The 17,024-nt window shown below is 66.2% G+C and carries 5 protein-coding genes; all 5 read right to left on the reverse strand.

Going from position 1 to position 17,024, the window contains the following annotated elements; genetic code table 11:
* Positions 1-9: 9 nt before the first annotated feature.
* Positions 10-2,856 (reverse strand): BREX-2 system phosphatase PglZ, encoded by a 2,847-nt coding sequence (gene pglZ / locus ABGB18_RS44635; RefSeq protein ID WP_347701775.1) that lies wholly within the window; start codon positions 2,854-2,856, stop codon positions 10-12.
* A complete protein-coding gene (locus tag ABGB18_RS44640; protein ID WP_347701776.1) occupies positions 2,856-6,713 on the reverse strand; it encodes a hypothetical protein in 3,858 nt (1,285 codons plus the stop codon). Before ABGB18_RS44640 ends, pglZ begins: the two co-directional genes overlap by 1 nt.
* Positions 6,714-6,731: 18 nt before the next feature.
* Positions 6,732-10,319, reverse strand: coding sequence for a BREX-2 system adenine-specific DNA-methyltransferase PglX (pglX, locus tag ABGB18_RS44645; RefSeq protein ID WP_347701777.1), 3,588 nt, complete (start codon positions 10,317-10,319; stop codon positions 6,732-6,734).
* The gene (gene pglW, locus ABGB18_RS44650; protein ID WP_347701778.1) at positions 10,316-14,863 is read right to left on the reverse strand and encodes a BREX system serine/threonine kinase PglW; all 4,548 of its coding nucleotides are present in this window, start codon (positions 14,861-14,863) and stop codon (positions 10,316-10,318) included. The genes pglX and pglW overlap by 4 nt, the downstream gene beginning before the upstream one ends.
* Before the next feature lie 550 nt (positions 14,864-15,413).
* Positions 15,414-16,961, reverse strand: coding sequence for a sigma-70 family RNA polymerase sigma factor (locus tag ABGB18_RS44655; protein WP_347701779.1), 1,548 nt, complete (start codon positions 16,959-16,961; stop codon positions 15,414-15,416).
* Positions 16,962-17,024 lie beyond the last annotated feature (63 nt).

Consider the following 17,024-nt stretch of genomic DNA (forward strand, 5'->3'; position numbering starts at 1 on the left):
TCGTGCTCGTCATGCCAGCTCGAACTGGTCGCGCAGCAGTCCCGTGTTCAACCGCAGGGTGCGTCCATCGGGGAGAGTCTCCAGGACCTGCACTCCGTCATAGTTGAGGAGTTGGCGCAGCACGGCGGCGAACCCGTCGGCTCGGGCGGCCGGGTAGCCGACGCGTTGGGCCAACGCCGTGATCGGGAGAGCCCCGGTGTCGAGCATGGCCAGCACCGCTTTGCCGATCTTGTCCAGGGGAGGCTTGCGAGCCAGTAACCCTACCTGTGCCTGGAAGATTTCCGATTCCAGCAGGGCGTTGACCAGGACGTCGTCGGGTGAGGTCAGGCGCGGGGAGAGAAGGGCGTCGTCGCCTCCAGGCGCCAGAACCACATCGAAGAGCGCGTCCCCCATCTCGGCCTGCGCCCGCGCCGCCTTCGACGGCTTGGCGCGCCGCTTCGGCTCGGTCGCGGGCACAGGGGCCGGGGTGACGAGGCGGGCAGGCTCCGTCTTCGCGGACCACCAAGCTGGGCGCTGGTCACCTAGCTCACGCCATCCCTTGGGCGGCTCTGCTCCGAAGGGCAGGAATGCCAGGACGGGGATGGTGACCTCGGCGGGTGAGGCGCCGCCATGATAGCCGGCCTTTTGCGCTGTGTATCGAGAGTCCGTGTCCCACAACGCCACAATGTTGGCGCCTGGCTCCGGCCACACCACCCGCGGCCCGGACAGCTCGATCTCGGTCTCCCCCAATGGATCACCGGGGGTGCGGTGCCTGGCGGATGCGATGCCATCGCCGTCGACCTTTACTCCGTGGCGGTCCACGACGTGCCCGTGATCGCTGGTAAGGATCACTGCCATACCCTGGGCCGCGGCCACACGTAGCAGGTCTCGCAGTTTCCCGATCTGGTCAAGGCGCCATGCTCCGTCGCCGAGCTTCTGCTCCTTGGCGAGCCGGTCGTCAATGGTGTTCAGCACGACCGCTACGTGGGTGTGCTCGTCAGCGAGGGCCTCGGTCAGATCTGGTCCGAACGGGTCGCCGGCGTTCTCGCCCCGCAGATCGTCCTTGTGGAAGACGGCAGCCCGGGCCCCTCCCCAGAACCGATGCGTGGGGAAGATCCGCTTCTCATCGGTCTGCGTGCCCTTCACCAGTTTCCCAGCGAACAGCGACGTGCGGGAGACCGCGGTCAGTGTCGGCAGGGCGGCGGCCATGGCGCGCCGTCGCGGCGGGCGGTCTGCTAGATCGGGTACTGGATCGTACTCGGCCCAGTGCCGGCGCAGCTCCTCCCCCAACTCGGTGGCGATCGCCGCACTCATTCCGTCTAGGACTAGCAGCAGAAGGCGCCGCCCGGCTTTAGCGGTAGCGATCGGCTTCACGACCCGTACGAGGAAAGTCTCCACAGTCAGCATCGAGCCAGGGTCGGTGCCTGCCGCTGTCCACGTGGCGAGTGTCCGCGCGAAGGCCTGATCGATTTCACGTCGGCGGTCGCGTACCTGGGCACCGAGCGAGTCGTAGGCCATCTTGAGCACGGAGTTGGGGTCGCCGCCTGCTTCGATGTGCTCCAGGGCCTGGTCCACCCAACCAATCTCGGCGAGGTGACGTTCGATCGCCGATGCGACCGTGTCAGCGGCTGCGGCCGGACCGGTCGCAAGCCAGCGGGCGAGCCGCTGTCCCATACGAGCCCGTTCGATTCGGACCCTTACGTCCGGATCGGCCGCCATATGGTGGCCGTCCAGCGCCTGAACAGCCTGCGTGACCGCCTCCGGTCTCTCTCCCGACAACGCTCGCCCGACCTGCGCGAACCGGGCCTCCAGTCCACCCGCCAATACCGGACTGCAGGTCACATCGGCGCCAAGCTGCCGGGCCAGGGCCTCGGCCCGGTCCAGCACCGTGCCGGTGATCCGCCGTGCTTCGCGTGCTGTGTCCTCATCCCCGCCGTTGCAGCCTGCCTCCAGCAGTGCGGTCACGTACTCCTCGCATGACCGTCCGAATGCGGTCACCAGTGCATCAAAGGCCTCGCCGATGGCGGGTGGCTCGTCACCGAACCACCGTTCTGCCCGTCCGCGCACCCGGTAGGTTTCCGCATCGGTCTGGGCGTGCAGCCAGAGCGTCGCGCACACCAGCCCGAACGGCACAGCATCGGCTCCGTGCTCGGCCTCCGCCAGCGCAAGGAGAGCCCGGGTGGCAAGCCCTCCCTGGTCGTCCTCGGCGAGGAACGCCATCAGTCCGGCGCGTTCTGGGCGGCGTAGAGCCAACAGCCGCTCCGCTCCACCAGGGGTGAGCGACCAGCGCAGCAGGGTGTGGGTGTCGAGTCCGTCTTGTAGTCGGCTTGGCTCGTCGATGTCGTAGCGGCCCAGGCGCAGACGACGCAATGCGAGTGCCGAGAGTGCTGTACGGCGTGACAGTAGGCCGCCGGCCAGCGGGGGCCAGCCACCCGGCGGAGTGGCGTCGAGGAGCGCTTCTGCGGCCCAGCCATCGGCCTTGAGCCGCGGGTCGACTTGCTCGGCTCCGAACGCCTCCCGGACGACGTCCCAGCCGTCCACGATCTCGATGCGCTGTTTGTGCGTACGAGCCAGGATGGCCGGGTCGAGCTCGTTCTGTTCGCGGTCGGTCAGCACCACCAGGACCGCCGGCCCACCAGCGTCGGCAGCCAGGTGGTCGAGCACCAGCTCGTGTACTGCCAGCGGCGAAGGGGCCGCCATGATCCGCGCGTGCTGTTCCTCGCCCCAGGACAGCTCCGCAGGGCCGTCCCAGTAGGGCGCAGAGCGCAACAGCACGACCCGTCGCCGTTCGCCACCCTTGAGGGACTTCTGAGAGGACAGGAACTGGGTGATGGTCGCGGCAGTCAATCGCATCGCGCCCGTGATTGTCGTAGGCATCAGTCCACGATCCGCCAGGTGATCTCAATGGTGGCGCTGGGATTCTGCGCCACCAGCCCGGCCAGCTCCGCCTCCATATCGGCGACAGCCTTGGCCGCTGTAGTGCGCTTCGTCCCTCCTGCTGTCCCGATGCCGGCCTTGGAATCGGGGGTGCGGTGGGTGTCGGGCACGCGTGGATGACTCGACGACGTGTCCAAATCCATATCTCCTGCTATGCGCTCCGCCGGCACGGGCGGGCGCGGGACAGGAGGTTGGTTCCGCTTGACCAGTGCGGTGACTTCGCGGCGGGTCTGCTCCAGAGCGCTGACCAGGTCAGCCGTCAGTTGGTCAGCCTGAGCCACCCCACGCAGGGACTGCAGCAGCGCCTGTCCCTCGGCGCCCTGCCCCTCGGCGAGCTCCAGTGTGTCCCAGGCCGCCCCGGCCAGCGCCTGCGCGACATCGTGCGCCCGCTTGATGCAGGTGCCGTAGCGGTCGGCGCTCACGTCCCCAAGATTGAAACGGGCAAGTGTCTCGACGACCCGCTTCGGCCCGCTCATCGCCGCTACCGCCTTCAGCAGGTCACGGGAGCGGCGAGCGAGCGCGAGACGCCCCTTCTCGTCTGTCTCGTCCAGGGCGAGAAAGCCTGCATGCGCCTCCAACCGTCGCACCAGCTCCGCCACCTGCTCCTGGGATGCGCGAGCGCTCCCTATGATCTGCCGGGCGAACTGATTCACCATGCGGCCCCGCCGCAGCGCCGGCGCCTTGCGCCCGAAAATGGTCTCGTATCGGCGCCGGGCCTCGTCCCAGTCTTCCTCGCTCGGCAGCGGCTGACTGCGCAGCGCGTCCCCTGACTTGATCTGGGACAACTCGGGCGCCGGGTCTAGCGGGACTCCACCACGTACCCAGACCCGGTCATCCATCTCCGCGAACGCGGCGACGACCAGGTTGGCGAGGAACGGCTCCAGCCCGCGCCTCTCCGGCCGATCCGTCCAGCCGAGGAGAGTGATGAGGCTGAGGTCTCCGGTTTCGCCGTCGGTCTGCGCCATCCGCCGGAAGTGGTCGGCCCAGCGGTTGGACAGCGCGAAGTACGCTTCCTTCTGCTGTCCAAGCTCCAGCTGCTCAGCCACCCGGCGCATCAGCTTGCGATCCTTCTCTGGCACCTCGACCCGCCCGTCGCGCGCCTCGGCAGCCGTTCTTATATGAGCGAAGATCGTTCTGGCATCGGCAGGCTTCACCGCGATGCCGACGCCATCCTTGTCGAGGTCGGGGTGGGCGGGGAACTGGTGAGCGAGCAGTTTGCCCGCGATGTCCCTGATGGCTTCCCGCATGGGCTTGGCAAAGGAGATGGTCAGCCCGCTGATGTCGGGCAGTGCCACGAGGTGGTCTTCGAAGCCCAGCTCGACATCGGATGCCTTCTTGTCCGCCAGCCCATACGCTTGCTTGAAAGCCGTCTTCACCTGCTTGAGCAGGGCCCCGAGTTGCGTCTCTAGCAGGCCCTTGGCGCGTGCCCGGTTGTCGGCGTTGAGATGGGCGGCGTACTGGGTGGCGAACCGGTTGTCGTCGGCGAGCGCCTTGTCGATGATGACGAGCCTGCGGAAATCGGCGAACCGCTGGGCGGACAGGTGCGCGGGAATCCACGCGACCGTGGCAGCGGGCTCGCCCTGCCGCTCGCGCAGGCGATGCATGCGGTTGACATCGTCGACGGGACCATAGGTTCCCTCGTCGAACGGCAAATCGACGATGATCCGCCAGCGGCCTTCGAACTGAGGTTGCAGTTCGTGGTCGGGCAGTTCGTCCTCGTCGGCGATGTTGCCGAAGATGATTTCCACTGTGCGGCCGGATCCACGCCAGACGAGGTTCAGGTCGTCAGCGCCGAGCCGTCCCTCGGCGCGCTCCATGCCCAGTTCCTCGGCGAGCAGCCGCTTGGCGAGCGCCATCCGGTTGCCAGGGTTGTCGTTGACGGTCGCGTTGGCGATGACCGAATCGACGTCGACGCCGGACAGTTCCAGCCGCACCCCCGCGTTGGCGCCGGTGCCGGTCTCCTTGATCTCGGGGAAGCGCGCGGCCCACTCGGCCACCTTGTTCTTGATGATGCCGACCTCGCTGCCCGGAATCGGCGCCGACACCGAGCCGTGGTTGAGCGCGCCGAGCCGGCGGTTCGTCAGGTCGCTGAGGGCGGGCACGCTTGGCGCGAGCGCTGACAGCAGCAGTGTGCAGATCAGCCGGTTGTCGCCGACGAACGACCTGCAGCGCTGGGTCAGGGCGGGGTCGGTGACGCTGTCCGGGCGGTGCATGTACCGCTCGACGTCGTCCTCGTTGACGTCGTACGAGGTCAGCAGGTATGGCCGCAGCTTGGTCCTGTACAGCTTGTCGGCCGCCTCGAAGACCACCTTGAGGCTGTCGACGAATGGTTTGTCACCGCCGTCGGCGATCAACGAATACAGGTCCCCCACGGGGACCAGGTCCCCCAGCCGCAGATCATCCCGGCGGGCTGCCAATAGCTGCCCCATCAGCTTCAGGCCGGTGCGCGAGCGCTGCAGCGCCGAGGAGATGTGCACCAGCGTGTCCATGAAGGCGGGCGAGAAGGGATACGTCAGTCGGAACGACTCCTCATCCGCCCCCGTCGTCCCCTTGTCCGAGCCGAGCAGCGTGTCCCACACCTGCGGGCCGATCCGCTTGGTCCGCTCGAACGCCGCGTCGACCAGCTCCTTCTTGCCCTCCTTCGGCTTCAGCAGGCGGGCGTACGCGATCTGCGGAAGGTTCCGATCCTCCAGCGTGATCTTGTCGAACCGGCCCGAGGCGAGGTTCAGCGTGTCCTGGATCGACGCCTCGGCCGCACCCGACACCTCCTCTCCGACCAGCTCGCGCAGGTCGCGCTGGCGGGCGATGAACGACACGATAGGGATGGCTCGCCGGGCATCCCCACCCTCCACGAAGTTTGTGATCTTGCTGGCTTCGCGGGCCACGAACTTCTGGTCGTGGATAAGCGTGGCGAGCCACAGGATCAGCTCGTCCATGAAGAGGATCAGGCCGTCGTAGCCGAGCGACTTGGCGTGCTCGGCGATAACGGACAGGCCTGCATCGAGGGAGACGAACCCGTGCTCGTCCTCGGCGGCGTTCATGGCGAAGCCGGGCAGCAGGTAGGTGCTCGCGTCGTGCACAAGCTTGGCCCGCAGCTCGGCCGGGGTGGATGGGTGTACAAGATCCAGCGGCGCGCCGCCGTCATGCGACTCCTCGGCGGCCAGCGCCTGGTCCAGCAGCGCGGACGTCCAGGCGAACGACTCGCCCCACTCGTCGTACTCGTCCGCCTCCTCACCGCTGTACCCGAGCCCACCGATGACCGCCGCGTCACCCATGCTCTCCCGGATGGCCCGTATGTTGGCGAACAGGGCATCCGTCCGGTACACCTGCGGGGTCGGCGCCTCCGGGTGCAGCCGCTTGACGTGGCTGACGTACCCGCCCAGCACCCGCTGCTCCAGCGCCTTTGCGCCGAGCATGTGGTACGGCACCAGCAGGAACCGCTTGCCGTCGGTGTCCAGCCACTCGTGCTTGGCCAGCACGTGATCGAACTCGTCGCGCGCGCGGGCTGCCTGGTTCCCGCTGAGCAGCGCGTACAGCACGGCCATGAAGTGCGACTTACCGGAGCCGAACGAGCCGTGCAGGTAGGCGGCCTTCGAGGTGTGCCCGTCGAGAGCGGACTTGATCAGTCCGAGCGCCTCTTCGAAGTTCTCCAGCAGCCGCTCGGTGACGACGTAGTCCTTCAGGGCATGCTCAGCCCCCTCGGGTGTCACCGCCTCGGCGAGGCTCAGCACGAAGTCCGAAGTGGAGATCGACTCCTTGATGTCGATGACATCCTTCAGGAGGGGCTGCTCTGTCATAGCCTTGTCTCGCTCTCCCTACTTCTTGGTCGTACGGCGCCCGCGGGCCGGCGCGGTCGGCCGCCAGTTACGCAGGGCGTCGTCGGTCAGGCCGTGCTCCTCCTGGATTTGCTGCCGGTAACCCGCGAAGAAGCCGGCCGGGGAGCCGCTGTACATCGCGTCAGGTTCGTCGTGCCACTGCCACAGCCACGGCTGTAGCTCCAGCAGGCCAGCGAGGAACGGTGTGATGTCCTCGGTGGTCATGGGCTGGTTAGTGAAGTACGTGGCCAGCGCCTGCGCCTGCTCACGATGGTCCCAGCCCGCCCAGCCGTACAGACCGGGGATCGAGTACGAGATGAACCGCTCCTTGGGCACGTCGAGCTTGCCCCTCGCCCGCCAGTAGGACGGCTTGGCGAAGTCGGCCGAGGCGTACTTCGGCGGCACCGGGATCGAGTCCCGGATCCTCTTCTTGGCCGGCTCGTCGAGGGCGGCATCCTCCTGCCGCTGCAGGTCCCACACATGCTCCCAGTCGGCGCGCTTCTTCAACCCTGACGGCTTGTAGCGCAGCGCGGCCAAGAACGGCACATGCTCATCGGCAAGCAGGTCGGCGACGACAGCCATCAACTCCCGGCGAGGGGCGTAGAGCCCGGCGACGGAAACGAAGTCCTCATCCCGCGAGAGACCATCGACCAGCCGCGCCAGCGTGACGATAGTGGGCTGGCCGTTCTCGTCGTACCAGTGCTCCCGCCTCTCGATCCGATCCAGCAGCCAGGACCGCAACGCCTTCTCCTGCAGCGCATCCCACCCCTCGGTGGCCCAGCGCCGCTTGTACTCGGGCCGCTCGATCATCCCAATCGCCCGCGACGACTCGATCGCCTCGATCCGCCGCTGCACGATCTGCTTGTACGCCTCAGGCCACCGCTCCGGAATCTCCGTAATCGGCGTGGACCCATGCCGCTTGAACCACTCCCCAGATGTCTCCCCCTGAGCCACCTTCTGGGCAAGGACGATCTCGAAGGCTCGTTCTCCGAGGGCGAGTTCAGGGATGTCGGCCTCGCCGGAGGTGCGGAGGTCCTCGGGGTACAAGTTGTAGAGGGAGTAGACCTTCCAATCCAATTCTTCCTGGAGGGCGATCATCCGCGCCCGGATGGACTGCCACCTAGCCTTGCCTTCGCGGAGGGCGGCGGCCGTAGGCACGACTCTCGCGATGGCCATGGGATTCACATCAGCGAGGTTTTGCGCGAGCCGGTCTAAGGCTGTGGCGAGAACAGTAGGATATTCTGCAGAGAGTGGAAACTCCTGGAGCTTGGTACCGCTGAATTCGTAGAACCGCTCCCAGTCATCGCTAGTGAAGCCGCCTCCTTCGCCACGGATTCCTTTATCATGGCTCACCATCTTGAGCCAGAAACAGGAAGTTGAGCTGTTGAGCAGACCGAGCAATCTTAAATGCTCTGTTTCGCTCGCCCCCTCTCGCAACTTCACCACCGGAGAGGAACGGTTGAAGAGGTACCCTTCGCGGCCAAAAACGAAGTGGTTATGCGTCGCTACAAATGCAAAGCCAATACCTAGATCGCTTCCCAGCTTGCTGGGGTAGTTTTCCAAGTGTACATACCAAGGCCTCCCATTCTCCGTAAGCGTTTTGCCGAAGATCATCCTCTGGCGTAGACGAGTTCGGTCACGCCACAGATGCTTGGCAATGAGATCGTCAGTATCCGGCAAGAGTTTGGAGTTCTTGTGATCGACGTACGGGTTGCAGACCTGAATAAGAGCGCCGAAGCTGAAGTCTCTAACCGAATCGCCCACAACCATGGGACGCACTCGTTCGGAGCACCCATAGCGAGCAGCTGCTTCTTTATTTGGCCAGAAGAAGATGTCGTCTGCTCCCGTCGAGGTAGTACGCCCGACGCTATCCACGTGATCCTTCAAGAGGCTGCCCGCAGCGTGGTGAATCTGCTCCACCATTTCCAGCCCTCCATCAGCCAGAATCCAGGGCTGCTTGCTGAAATAACGCTTCCGCTCCAGGTCGCCTACCGAGACCCACTGGCCGAGAGATCCAATCCTGTCAATCTGATCAACAATTGCTCTCCAAACCAGACCGTTCTCAGCGTTCTCCGGCGCGGAAGGCTCACCCTGAACGCTTCGTACCGTCCGTACGGTTTCAGAACGCTCGCCACCAGAACGGTGTGTGCCAACGAGAATGACCGTCGGCGTCCCATGTCCAGGGATATACGCCCCCGAGGTGTCGATAACCTCAGTCAATTCAACCTTGTGTGCAAAGAAGTCCTCGACTAGCTTTTCGCCGAACTCTCGCTTCATGAAAGAATTTGCTGTTATCTGACCGACCATGCCATAGCCACGCCTGTCGCCGGCATCACCCCGCTTAGCCAGCTCAAAGAAGCGTTGAGCGAACGGCACTGATAGTGCGTAGGTTCCCGCGCATACGCTGTACAGCCTCCGATACACCTCGTTCAGTTTTTTGTCCTTAACCGTAATGTACGGCGGATTGCCAACCACCACGTGGTAGCGGCCCTCCTGCAGAATGCCAGGGTGTTCGTGTACATCCTCGAAGGCATAGGCGAACTCCGCGAGCGGGTCGCGTGGCGCCTCCTCACCTAGAGGAAGTTCGAGCTGCCGCTCCTTAATGAGGGAATCGCCAATCGCCAGATGAATCGGCCACTCATATTTCGCCGCTTTCTCCATCGTCGTTACGCCCGCCGCCGCCATTGCAGCCACCAGCAACCGGAACCGGGCGATCGCCACCGCGAACGGATTCACGTCCACCCCGTGGACAGAATCCAGCGCCCCCTTCACCCGCTCATACCGATCAGCATCGGGCCGGCGCTCACCCCAGAGACGAACCAGCCGCCGGAAGGCGCCCAGCACGAAGTGCCCCGACCCGCAGGTCGGGTCGATCATTTTCAGTTCCTCGAAGCCGAACTCCCGCACCGCCGGATCCATCGTCCGGTCGAGGATGAACTCCTCCACGAACTCCGGCGTCTGCAGCAGCGCATAGGTCTTGCGCGCTGCCTCCGACAGGTCCTGGTACAGGTCACCGAGAAAACGGGTGTCCCACCCCCGGGTGCCACCGTCGTCGAGCGGGTCGGTGAAGTCGTGCATGAGCGCGCCTGCCCCATCACGCTCCCGCCAGAACTCCACCAGCACCCGCGCGCCATCGTGCGAGAGTGGGATCTGGAAGAGCGGATTGTGCGCCCGGTCGAACAGCAGCCGCCCGGCCTGCCCCTCCCCCAACTCCCCGAAGGCACGTTCCAACCAGCCTCGATAGGTTGGATCGGCATCGTCCTCGACATACGCCTCGTACCGCGCCTGCGCCAGGTCACGTCGCTCGGTGTCGGCAGCGGTCAGGTACGGCTCCGGGATCAGCCGGTTGTCCTCGCAGAAGCGGACGAAGACCGTGCCTAGCACCCATGCCACCGCCACCTGCGTGACACGCTCGTCGAGCCAGGAAGCCCAGGTCGCCGCCGTACGACCCAACTTGCGCGCTCGGTCGTACTCTGCACGTAGCCGCTCCCCGGTCTCCGGCAGCGCCTTGACCTGCTTGGCGAGGTCGGCCTCGGCCGCCTTGACCTGCTGCTTCAGGTCCTCCAGCAACGCCTTGCGGTCGATCATCTCGCCTCCTGCCGGGCTGCGGCCCGGTGCTCGTTGCTCACCCACGCGTCTGGCAGCACGATCCATTCGCCCAGCCCCGCCTGGTACGGCACCGCGACCGTGCCCAGCCTCGGCTCACGCGCCGGATCGCCCTGCGGACACAACAGCCACAACCCCCGGATGCCCTGCCTGGACGCTGCCGTCAGCCGGTCCAGCACGCCCATCGCGTCGTAGCGGGCGAACACCCCGGCATCCGTCAGCAGCACCGGCCCGGCACCCGTCGCCAGCAGTTCGCGCACCCGCGGCTCGATCCGCCCCCAGGCGGTGCGGGTGTACTCAGCCAACTTGAGCGCCGCCCGCGAGCCGGGTTCGGCCACGTCCGCCCGGATGATCGTCTCCCAGGTCGGCTTCGTGCCCGGGGGCACGAGTTCGTGCATGACCTCCAGGAACAGACCAGTCATCGAAACCGTCTCGGTCGCGAACCTGCCACCGGACAGCTCGGTCACCGCCTCCCGGGTCAGGCCCGTACGTACCGTCAGCACCCGGAACCCATCCCGCCGTACCGAAGCGCCCAGCCTCTCCTCCGCGCGCACCGCACCCGCGAGCTGCGGGTCGTCGGCGTACCGGGTGAGACCAGCGTCGGCCGTGCTGTGCCGCCAGGCGCGCACGGTCAGGTAGCTGGAGGCGATGTCCATGCGGGTGGGTAGATAGCGCGGGGTGCCGGTGTCTTCGCGGGTCGACAGGGTGAGGTCGAAACCGGCATCCCGTAGCGCCTTGGTCAGGGCCCCGCCGCCCCGGATGTCGGTCAGCTCGGGGAAGCGGGCACGTACCCGCTCATGAATGTCCTCGGCGGTCAGACCCGGCTGCCGCTCCTCGGACACCCCCGGGATGAGCCGGACCAGACCAGCCTGCGTCAGCCGCAGCGCCCGCACCAACGCCAGGTCACGGGGGTAGATCTCCAATCGCGGCGTGGCCGCGGCGTTGCGAGAGGCGGCGACGGCGAGCTCGACCATGCGGCGCTCGTCCCACTCGATCGCGCCCGGCGGCGGGGTGATCGCGCTGAGCTCACCCAGTACGGTCATCGCGGTCGGCAGCGTGTCGAGCTTGGCGAGACGGTCGGCGACGCGGCCCAGGCGGTGGGCGTAGTCGAGCAGGCCGGGAGCGGACGGGGTGTCGGGGGCGTCGTCCTCCCCGACTTCCAGGGCCAGCAGACCTGCGCCCATTGCCTCGTCAGCGGCCTCACGGTTGGCGGCGTGCCGAAAAGCGCTGTCCTCCGGCACCAGCTGCTCGACCTCCAGCACGGCACGGACGGCGGCCAGGGCGAGCGCCCGGCGCTGCTCACGCTCCTGCAGACGGGTGCCGCGCCGTACGGCCAGCGCATCGGCGATCTCAGCAGCCGAGGCGACCCGGCCGAGCCCGGTCAGCAGCGAAAGGATCTCCTCCCGCAGCACCTGCAGCGCCGGGAGCTTCTTCCACCGGGTCCGCTGAGTCTTCAACATCTGGGGGATGCGCCCGCGGCTGAGGCCGAGGGCGTCGGCGACTTCCCGCTGCTTTGGCCAGACACCGATGTCGGGCAGCTCACCTCGCTCGTCGGGCAGGCGCAGCAGCAGCCGCACCATCTCGACCTCGTTCCGGTTGGCGCCGTTCTTCTTCAGCTCCGGCACCAGCAGCGTGGCAAGGGTGTCGAGGCTGACCGAGCGCAGGGCGCGCAGCGGGAGGTCGTCCGCGCCTTCACTCTCGGCGAGGGCGTTGGCCAGGGCGGACTCCGCGGTGCCGAGCCGCTCCAGCTCCTCCTTAGCGGCGCGGCGGCCCTCGGGGGTGAAGGGGGAGACGGGTGTCTGGCGCAGCCGTTCACCCCATTCACGCTGGCGGCGCTGGATCTCGTTGCGGGTCTTGGCACCCAGACCAGGGGCGTTGACGAGGGTGCGCTGGCTATAGTCCAGCAGCTCGCCCACCGTGGTCACGCCCAGCCCGTACAGGAACGACTCGGCAGCCGGGGTCAGGCCGGCGGCCGACAGGTGCGTCTCACGGCTCACCTCGGCGGCGAGCCGATCACGCTGCTGCTCGGCAGACTCCGGCTCGGCGTCGGCGATGACGGGGGCCACCTCTACCTTGCCGGGTGCCGGGTGCCGGGAGGCTCGGGGGTTGGACGGAGCCGTCTCCGCCATATCCAGGAAGATCTTCTTCCAGGCGTCCCGCATCGGCTTGAGGTCCCTGAAGCGCCGTGCGGCGTCCCGATGGAGGGCTTTCTGGAAAAACGCGACCAGCCCGTAACGGATCGCGGGGTCGAACGCCTCGGCGGCGATCGCTGGGACCGGCCACTCCTCCGGGTCGGTCTGGCGCGGAAGTACCTTGCCGTCGCCCCATTTGGGTAGTTCGCCAGAGGCCATCTCATGCAGGGTGATGGCGAGCGCGTACCGCTCGGCGTGGGCGTCGTACACCGAGCGGGTCAACGTACCGATGAACGGATCGAGATAGCCGTCGGTGCCAGCTTCTGTCTCCTGCACCGGGTAGCCTGCCAGCGAGAAGTCGATCAGCACCAGCTCCCGGGTGCGGTTGGGGCGGACACGGATCGCGATGTTGTCCGGCTTGATGTCGCGGTGCCAGACGCCTTCCCCCTCCAGGAAGTCGACCGCACCGAACAGGTAATCGCCGTACGCTTCCAACTGGTCGACCTGGAGCCGACCGCTCTCGCGCAGGAGGCGGGCCACTGTCTCCTGACGACGACGCGTCCCGCTTGAGCCCTCCCCGCTCTCGTCCAGGTCGCGCTCGTTGCCGACGTACTCCAGGACGAGAACCGTACGACCACCGATCACCAGTGGCTCAGGCTCGACCAGCCGGATGACGCCCGAGTGTGGCCGGATGCGGCCCATGACTTCGGCCTCCCGAAGGAGGACCTCGCCGCGGCTGTCCGACAAGGCGATCTTCAGGACGGCGAGGGCGCGAGCGCCGCGCGCCTCCGGGTCGGCCCGCAGATCACGAACGAGGAAGGCCCGACTCGTCGAACCGGTGCCCAGTCGGCGCCGCACCTCCCACCGACCGGCCAACACGTCACCCGCGACGGCTTCCAGCGGATCCTTCTCCTTCGTATCCACCGGGGCAGAGGCAGGGGCGGTAAGCGAGTCCTCGACGCATTCCAGCATCTCCAGGAACTCGGCGACCGTGGCCAGCCGCCGCTCGGGCTTGTAGGCGGTCGCGGCCTGGACAAGTTCGTCGATGTCCTCAGACAGGCCATCCACGATCGCGCTGGGGCGCAGCCCTTCGCCGGCCTCCAGCCGGGCCAGCAACTCGGCCTGGCTCGCGGCCGGCGGCTTTCCCGTCGCCAGCAGGTAGGTGAGCACGCCGAGCCCGTACACATCCAGGGCGATCGGATCTGGGCTCACTGCCGTCAGCTCTGGGGCAAGGTACGGGTCGGCTCCCTCGGCCAGGTGGATCGCCGACAGCGCCGTCGGTGCAAACCGCGTCATGCCCTGAGACGGCCCGCTGCCGCTGCGCTGGGCGGCGATCTGCCAGTCGGAGATCTGCAGCCGCGGGGTGAGCCAGCCACCTTCCCGGTTCTGCGGGATCACGTGCACCGAGCGCGCCGCCAGAGCGCGGTGATGGATGCGGCTGGAATGCGCCGAGCGCATCGTCTCGGCAAGCTGCCGGACCAGGGCCATCCTGCCGAGGATGTCGAGCTTGTCGCCGTATTGGACCAGATACTCATCCAGCCGCAGCGTCTCCGGATGATACTCGAAGATCAGCGCAGGCCCGGCGGAGTGCCCGGACGGATCGTACTGCTTCAGCTGTACGGCGCCAGGATGCCGGAATCGGCGCAGTACGGCCGCCTCCCGCCGGGCTGCGTTCTCCACCGAAGCGCGGATTGAGGCATCCGAGCCGCGTTCTCTCAAATAGATGCGCACCCGCGCCGACTCGGGCAGCTCGGTGTGGCGAGCCAGATAGTCGGCCCAGGTAGGGCCGGTGTCAAAGGCCTTGCGTTCCAGAAGGTACGGGCCGACCTTGTACTCAGCGTCGCTGCGGCGGATACCCACCCGGGTCAGCGAGGCCTTGATCTCCCGGGAGTCGGTCGCGGTGATGCGCCGCCGCTCCTCGCGGGCAGGTCGCTGCAGCATCTCAACGAGCGAGTTGATCGTGTAGACGCCGTTCTGGTCGTGGGCGGGCAGACGCACCCGTAGTGAGGAATCGGTGAAGCAGACCGCGGCTGACACCCACACACGCTTGCCGTGCCGTCCCAGCAGCGACGCCAGCTCCTTGGCCTTCTTGTTGACCAAGTGGAGAGGATTTCCGTGGGAGATACGACGGCCGTTCGGAGCAGTCTGCACCCAGGAGCCGTTCTCCGTGGTGAGGCTCCCGTGCCAGTCCTTGAGCTCGACCATGCACACGCCGCCAGGGGTGACGACCAGCAGGTCAACCTCACGTACATGGCCGGTGTGCGCGGTGAAGGTGAAGTTCGACCAGGCCCGCCATGGGTCAGCGTCCGGCAACAACACGCGGATGGCTTCCAGGCCGCGGCGCTCATGGTCGAACTCGGACTCGGTGACGATGGTCCACCGGCCTATGAGCATGCGCCTACTCCGCTGTCGATGCTGTGTGTCGCCGGCCGCTGAACGGAAGCCGATCTGTCCGCCCAAATGGTAAAGCAATGGCAATGGATCTGGGTAAGGCTTTCCAGGGCAGTAGGGGTAACGTTTTCTGACGAATGCCTGTCGACTCATTCCAATGGTGCACCTCCCCGCAGGGGTGACTTCAAGGTGCCCATTTCCGGACATTCCTCCAGACATGCCGCAGAGTGAGGGAGTGTGTGTGAACTGCAACTTTGAAGCAGCGCGGATGAAGGGCGATCACATAGGCCCGATGAAGCTGACAGAGCTTTTTGTTGGCCCGTAATTCGTCTTTCGGGCGACCGATACTTCGGTTAATGTCACGTCATAGAGGGTCGCGACACTCGCTCTGCCACGATGACGATGCTGCGGCCGTGGTTGGAGCGCTGAGCCACATGACATTCACCCGCTCTACCGCTGGAGCATCACCATCGACCCAGCCCAGCAGTAGAGGGCATCGGCCATCCCAAATCGGGCCAGCCAGCCCGGAGGGCCAGTGGATAATGGCGGTGGATCACCAGGTCAGAAACGCAGACGAGGATCTCATCTGGTCGGGTAGCTCTGCCGCTTTCCCCTGCTCTAGCGGGTCGCTTGGACTCACCGTCGTGGTTGCGGGCTGGTCCTTCTTCTTCGCACGCTTGCGAAGGTGCGCGGGAAGGCGCAGGTGAGGGGCAAGTCGCTTGCGCAGTTCCTTGGGAAGTCGTCTGCGGATCTGCTCCAGGGCCTTCACTTCCAGTTGCCGGATGCGCTCACGGGTCACGCCGTAGTGGCTGCCGATCTGGTCGAGGGTTTGAGGCTCGTCACCGTCGAGGCCCAGATGCCGGCGGAGGATGTCGGCTTCCTTGTCCGAAAGAGGTGCCAGCCACTCTTCAACGGCCTGCTCGGAGATCATTTCTTCCAGCATCTTCTCAGGCCCCGGTGTGGGGTCCAGCAGGGACAATAGTTCCCCCAGGTGGACTCCATCCCCGACGATACGGTCCAGGGAGTCGGTGACCTTGCTCAGCGCACGCACCTCGTCCACCGTACGGATGTCCAGGCCTGTGGCCAGCGCCACATCGACTGCAGTGGAGGACTTACCAGCCTGGCGCAGCGCTGACTCCGTGGCCGCGACTTTGCGCATCTTCTCGTGCATGTGGACAGGGATGCGGATGGCCGCGCCCTCGTCGGCGATCGCCCTGGTGATCGACTGCCTAATCCACCAGGTGGCGTAGGTCGAGAACTTGTGACCCATTCGTGGGTCGAACTTCCGCACGGCGTGGATGAGACCGAGGGTTCCGTGTTGGGCGAGATCTTCTTCCTCAAGCCCCTGCCCTAAGTAGCCCAGGAGGATGCTGTAGACCAGACGCGTGTTGTGCAGGACGAAGGTGTCCCGGGCAATCCTGCGGATGTCGTCGGCGGGCAACGCCGAAAGCTCCTCGTCGGTCGGCTCGACGTCCACGCGGTCGACGCCACCGCGTAGCAAGATGCTTAGACCGAGCTCCTCGGTTGCGCTCAGAAGACGCTTACTAGGATCGACGCGGAACCGGTCATCCTTGATGAGGTGCCGCGCCGCCGCGACAGCGCTCGGGAAGTCACGCGTCGATCTTCTGGGCTCGGGGCCGGGCTCGGGCTCGCGTCGGGATGTGCTGGCTGGTTCTGACCTCGACGTGGTCGACTTTTCGGCAAGTACGGTGATCCCGGCTTTCATGGCGTGCTCAGCGAGTGAGACGACCTCACTGGTATCCAGCCCCGCCAGTCGGCCGAATCGGCTCAGTTGCTCACGTGTGACAGGAGCTGTGGGAATGTGGCGGCGCACGAGTGCCAGTGCATGTGTCAACCGGTCGGTGAGCGCATCGGTTGCGGTGGGCTTGTGGATCACGATCCGCAGACCCATTTCGGCGAGCGCCTTGATGACGCGCTTCCGCGCTTCCGGGGTCAGTCTCATCTGCTCAGTGGCGTCCTCGAAGACTCTGGCAGACACAACACCGTTCACGGCGGCGCTTCTTAGCTGCTGCAAGACGTCCGCTACGGCGTGATAAAGGCCCGACTCACCCGAACGCGCCAACGGCGTGTCAACGGTCATGACAGTGACCATGCCATAAGCCACCGACATTCACGACAACCGAAGTCTCGCGCCAAGCGTCTG

The sequence above is a fragment of the Nonomuraea sp. B12E4 genome, from assembly GCF_039871825.1.
Taxonomy (GTDB): domain Bacteria; phylum Actinomycetota; class Actinomycetes; order Streptosporangiales; family Streptosporangiaceae; genus Nonomuraea.

Coding starts and splice junctions, on each gene's coding strand:
- pglZ (WP_347701775.1), bottom strand. CDS start 2,856: ATGCCTACGACAATCACGGGCGCGATGCGATTGACTGCCGCGACCATC.
- ABGB18_RS44640 (WP_347701776.1), bottom strand. CDS start 6,713: ATGACAGAGCAGCCCCTCCTGAAGGATGTCATCGACATCAAGGAGTCG.
- pglX (WP_347701777.1), bottom strand. CDS start 10,319: ATGATCGACCGCAAGGCGTTGCTGGAGGACCTGAAGCAGCAGGTCAAG.
- pglW (WP_347701778.1), bottom strand. CDS start 14,863: ATGCTCATAGGCCGGTGGACCATCGTCACCGAGTCCGAGTTCGACCAT.
- ABGB18_RS44655 (WP_347701779.1), bottom strand. CDS start 16,961: ATGACCGTTGACACGCCGTTGGCGCGTTCGGGTGAGTCGGGCCTTTAT.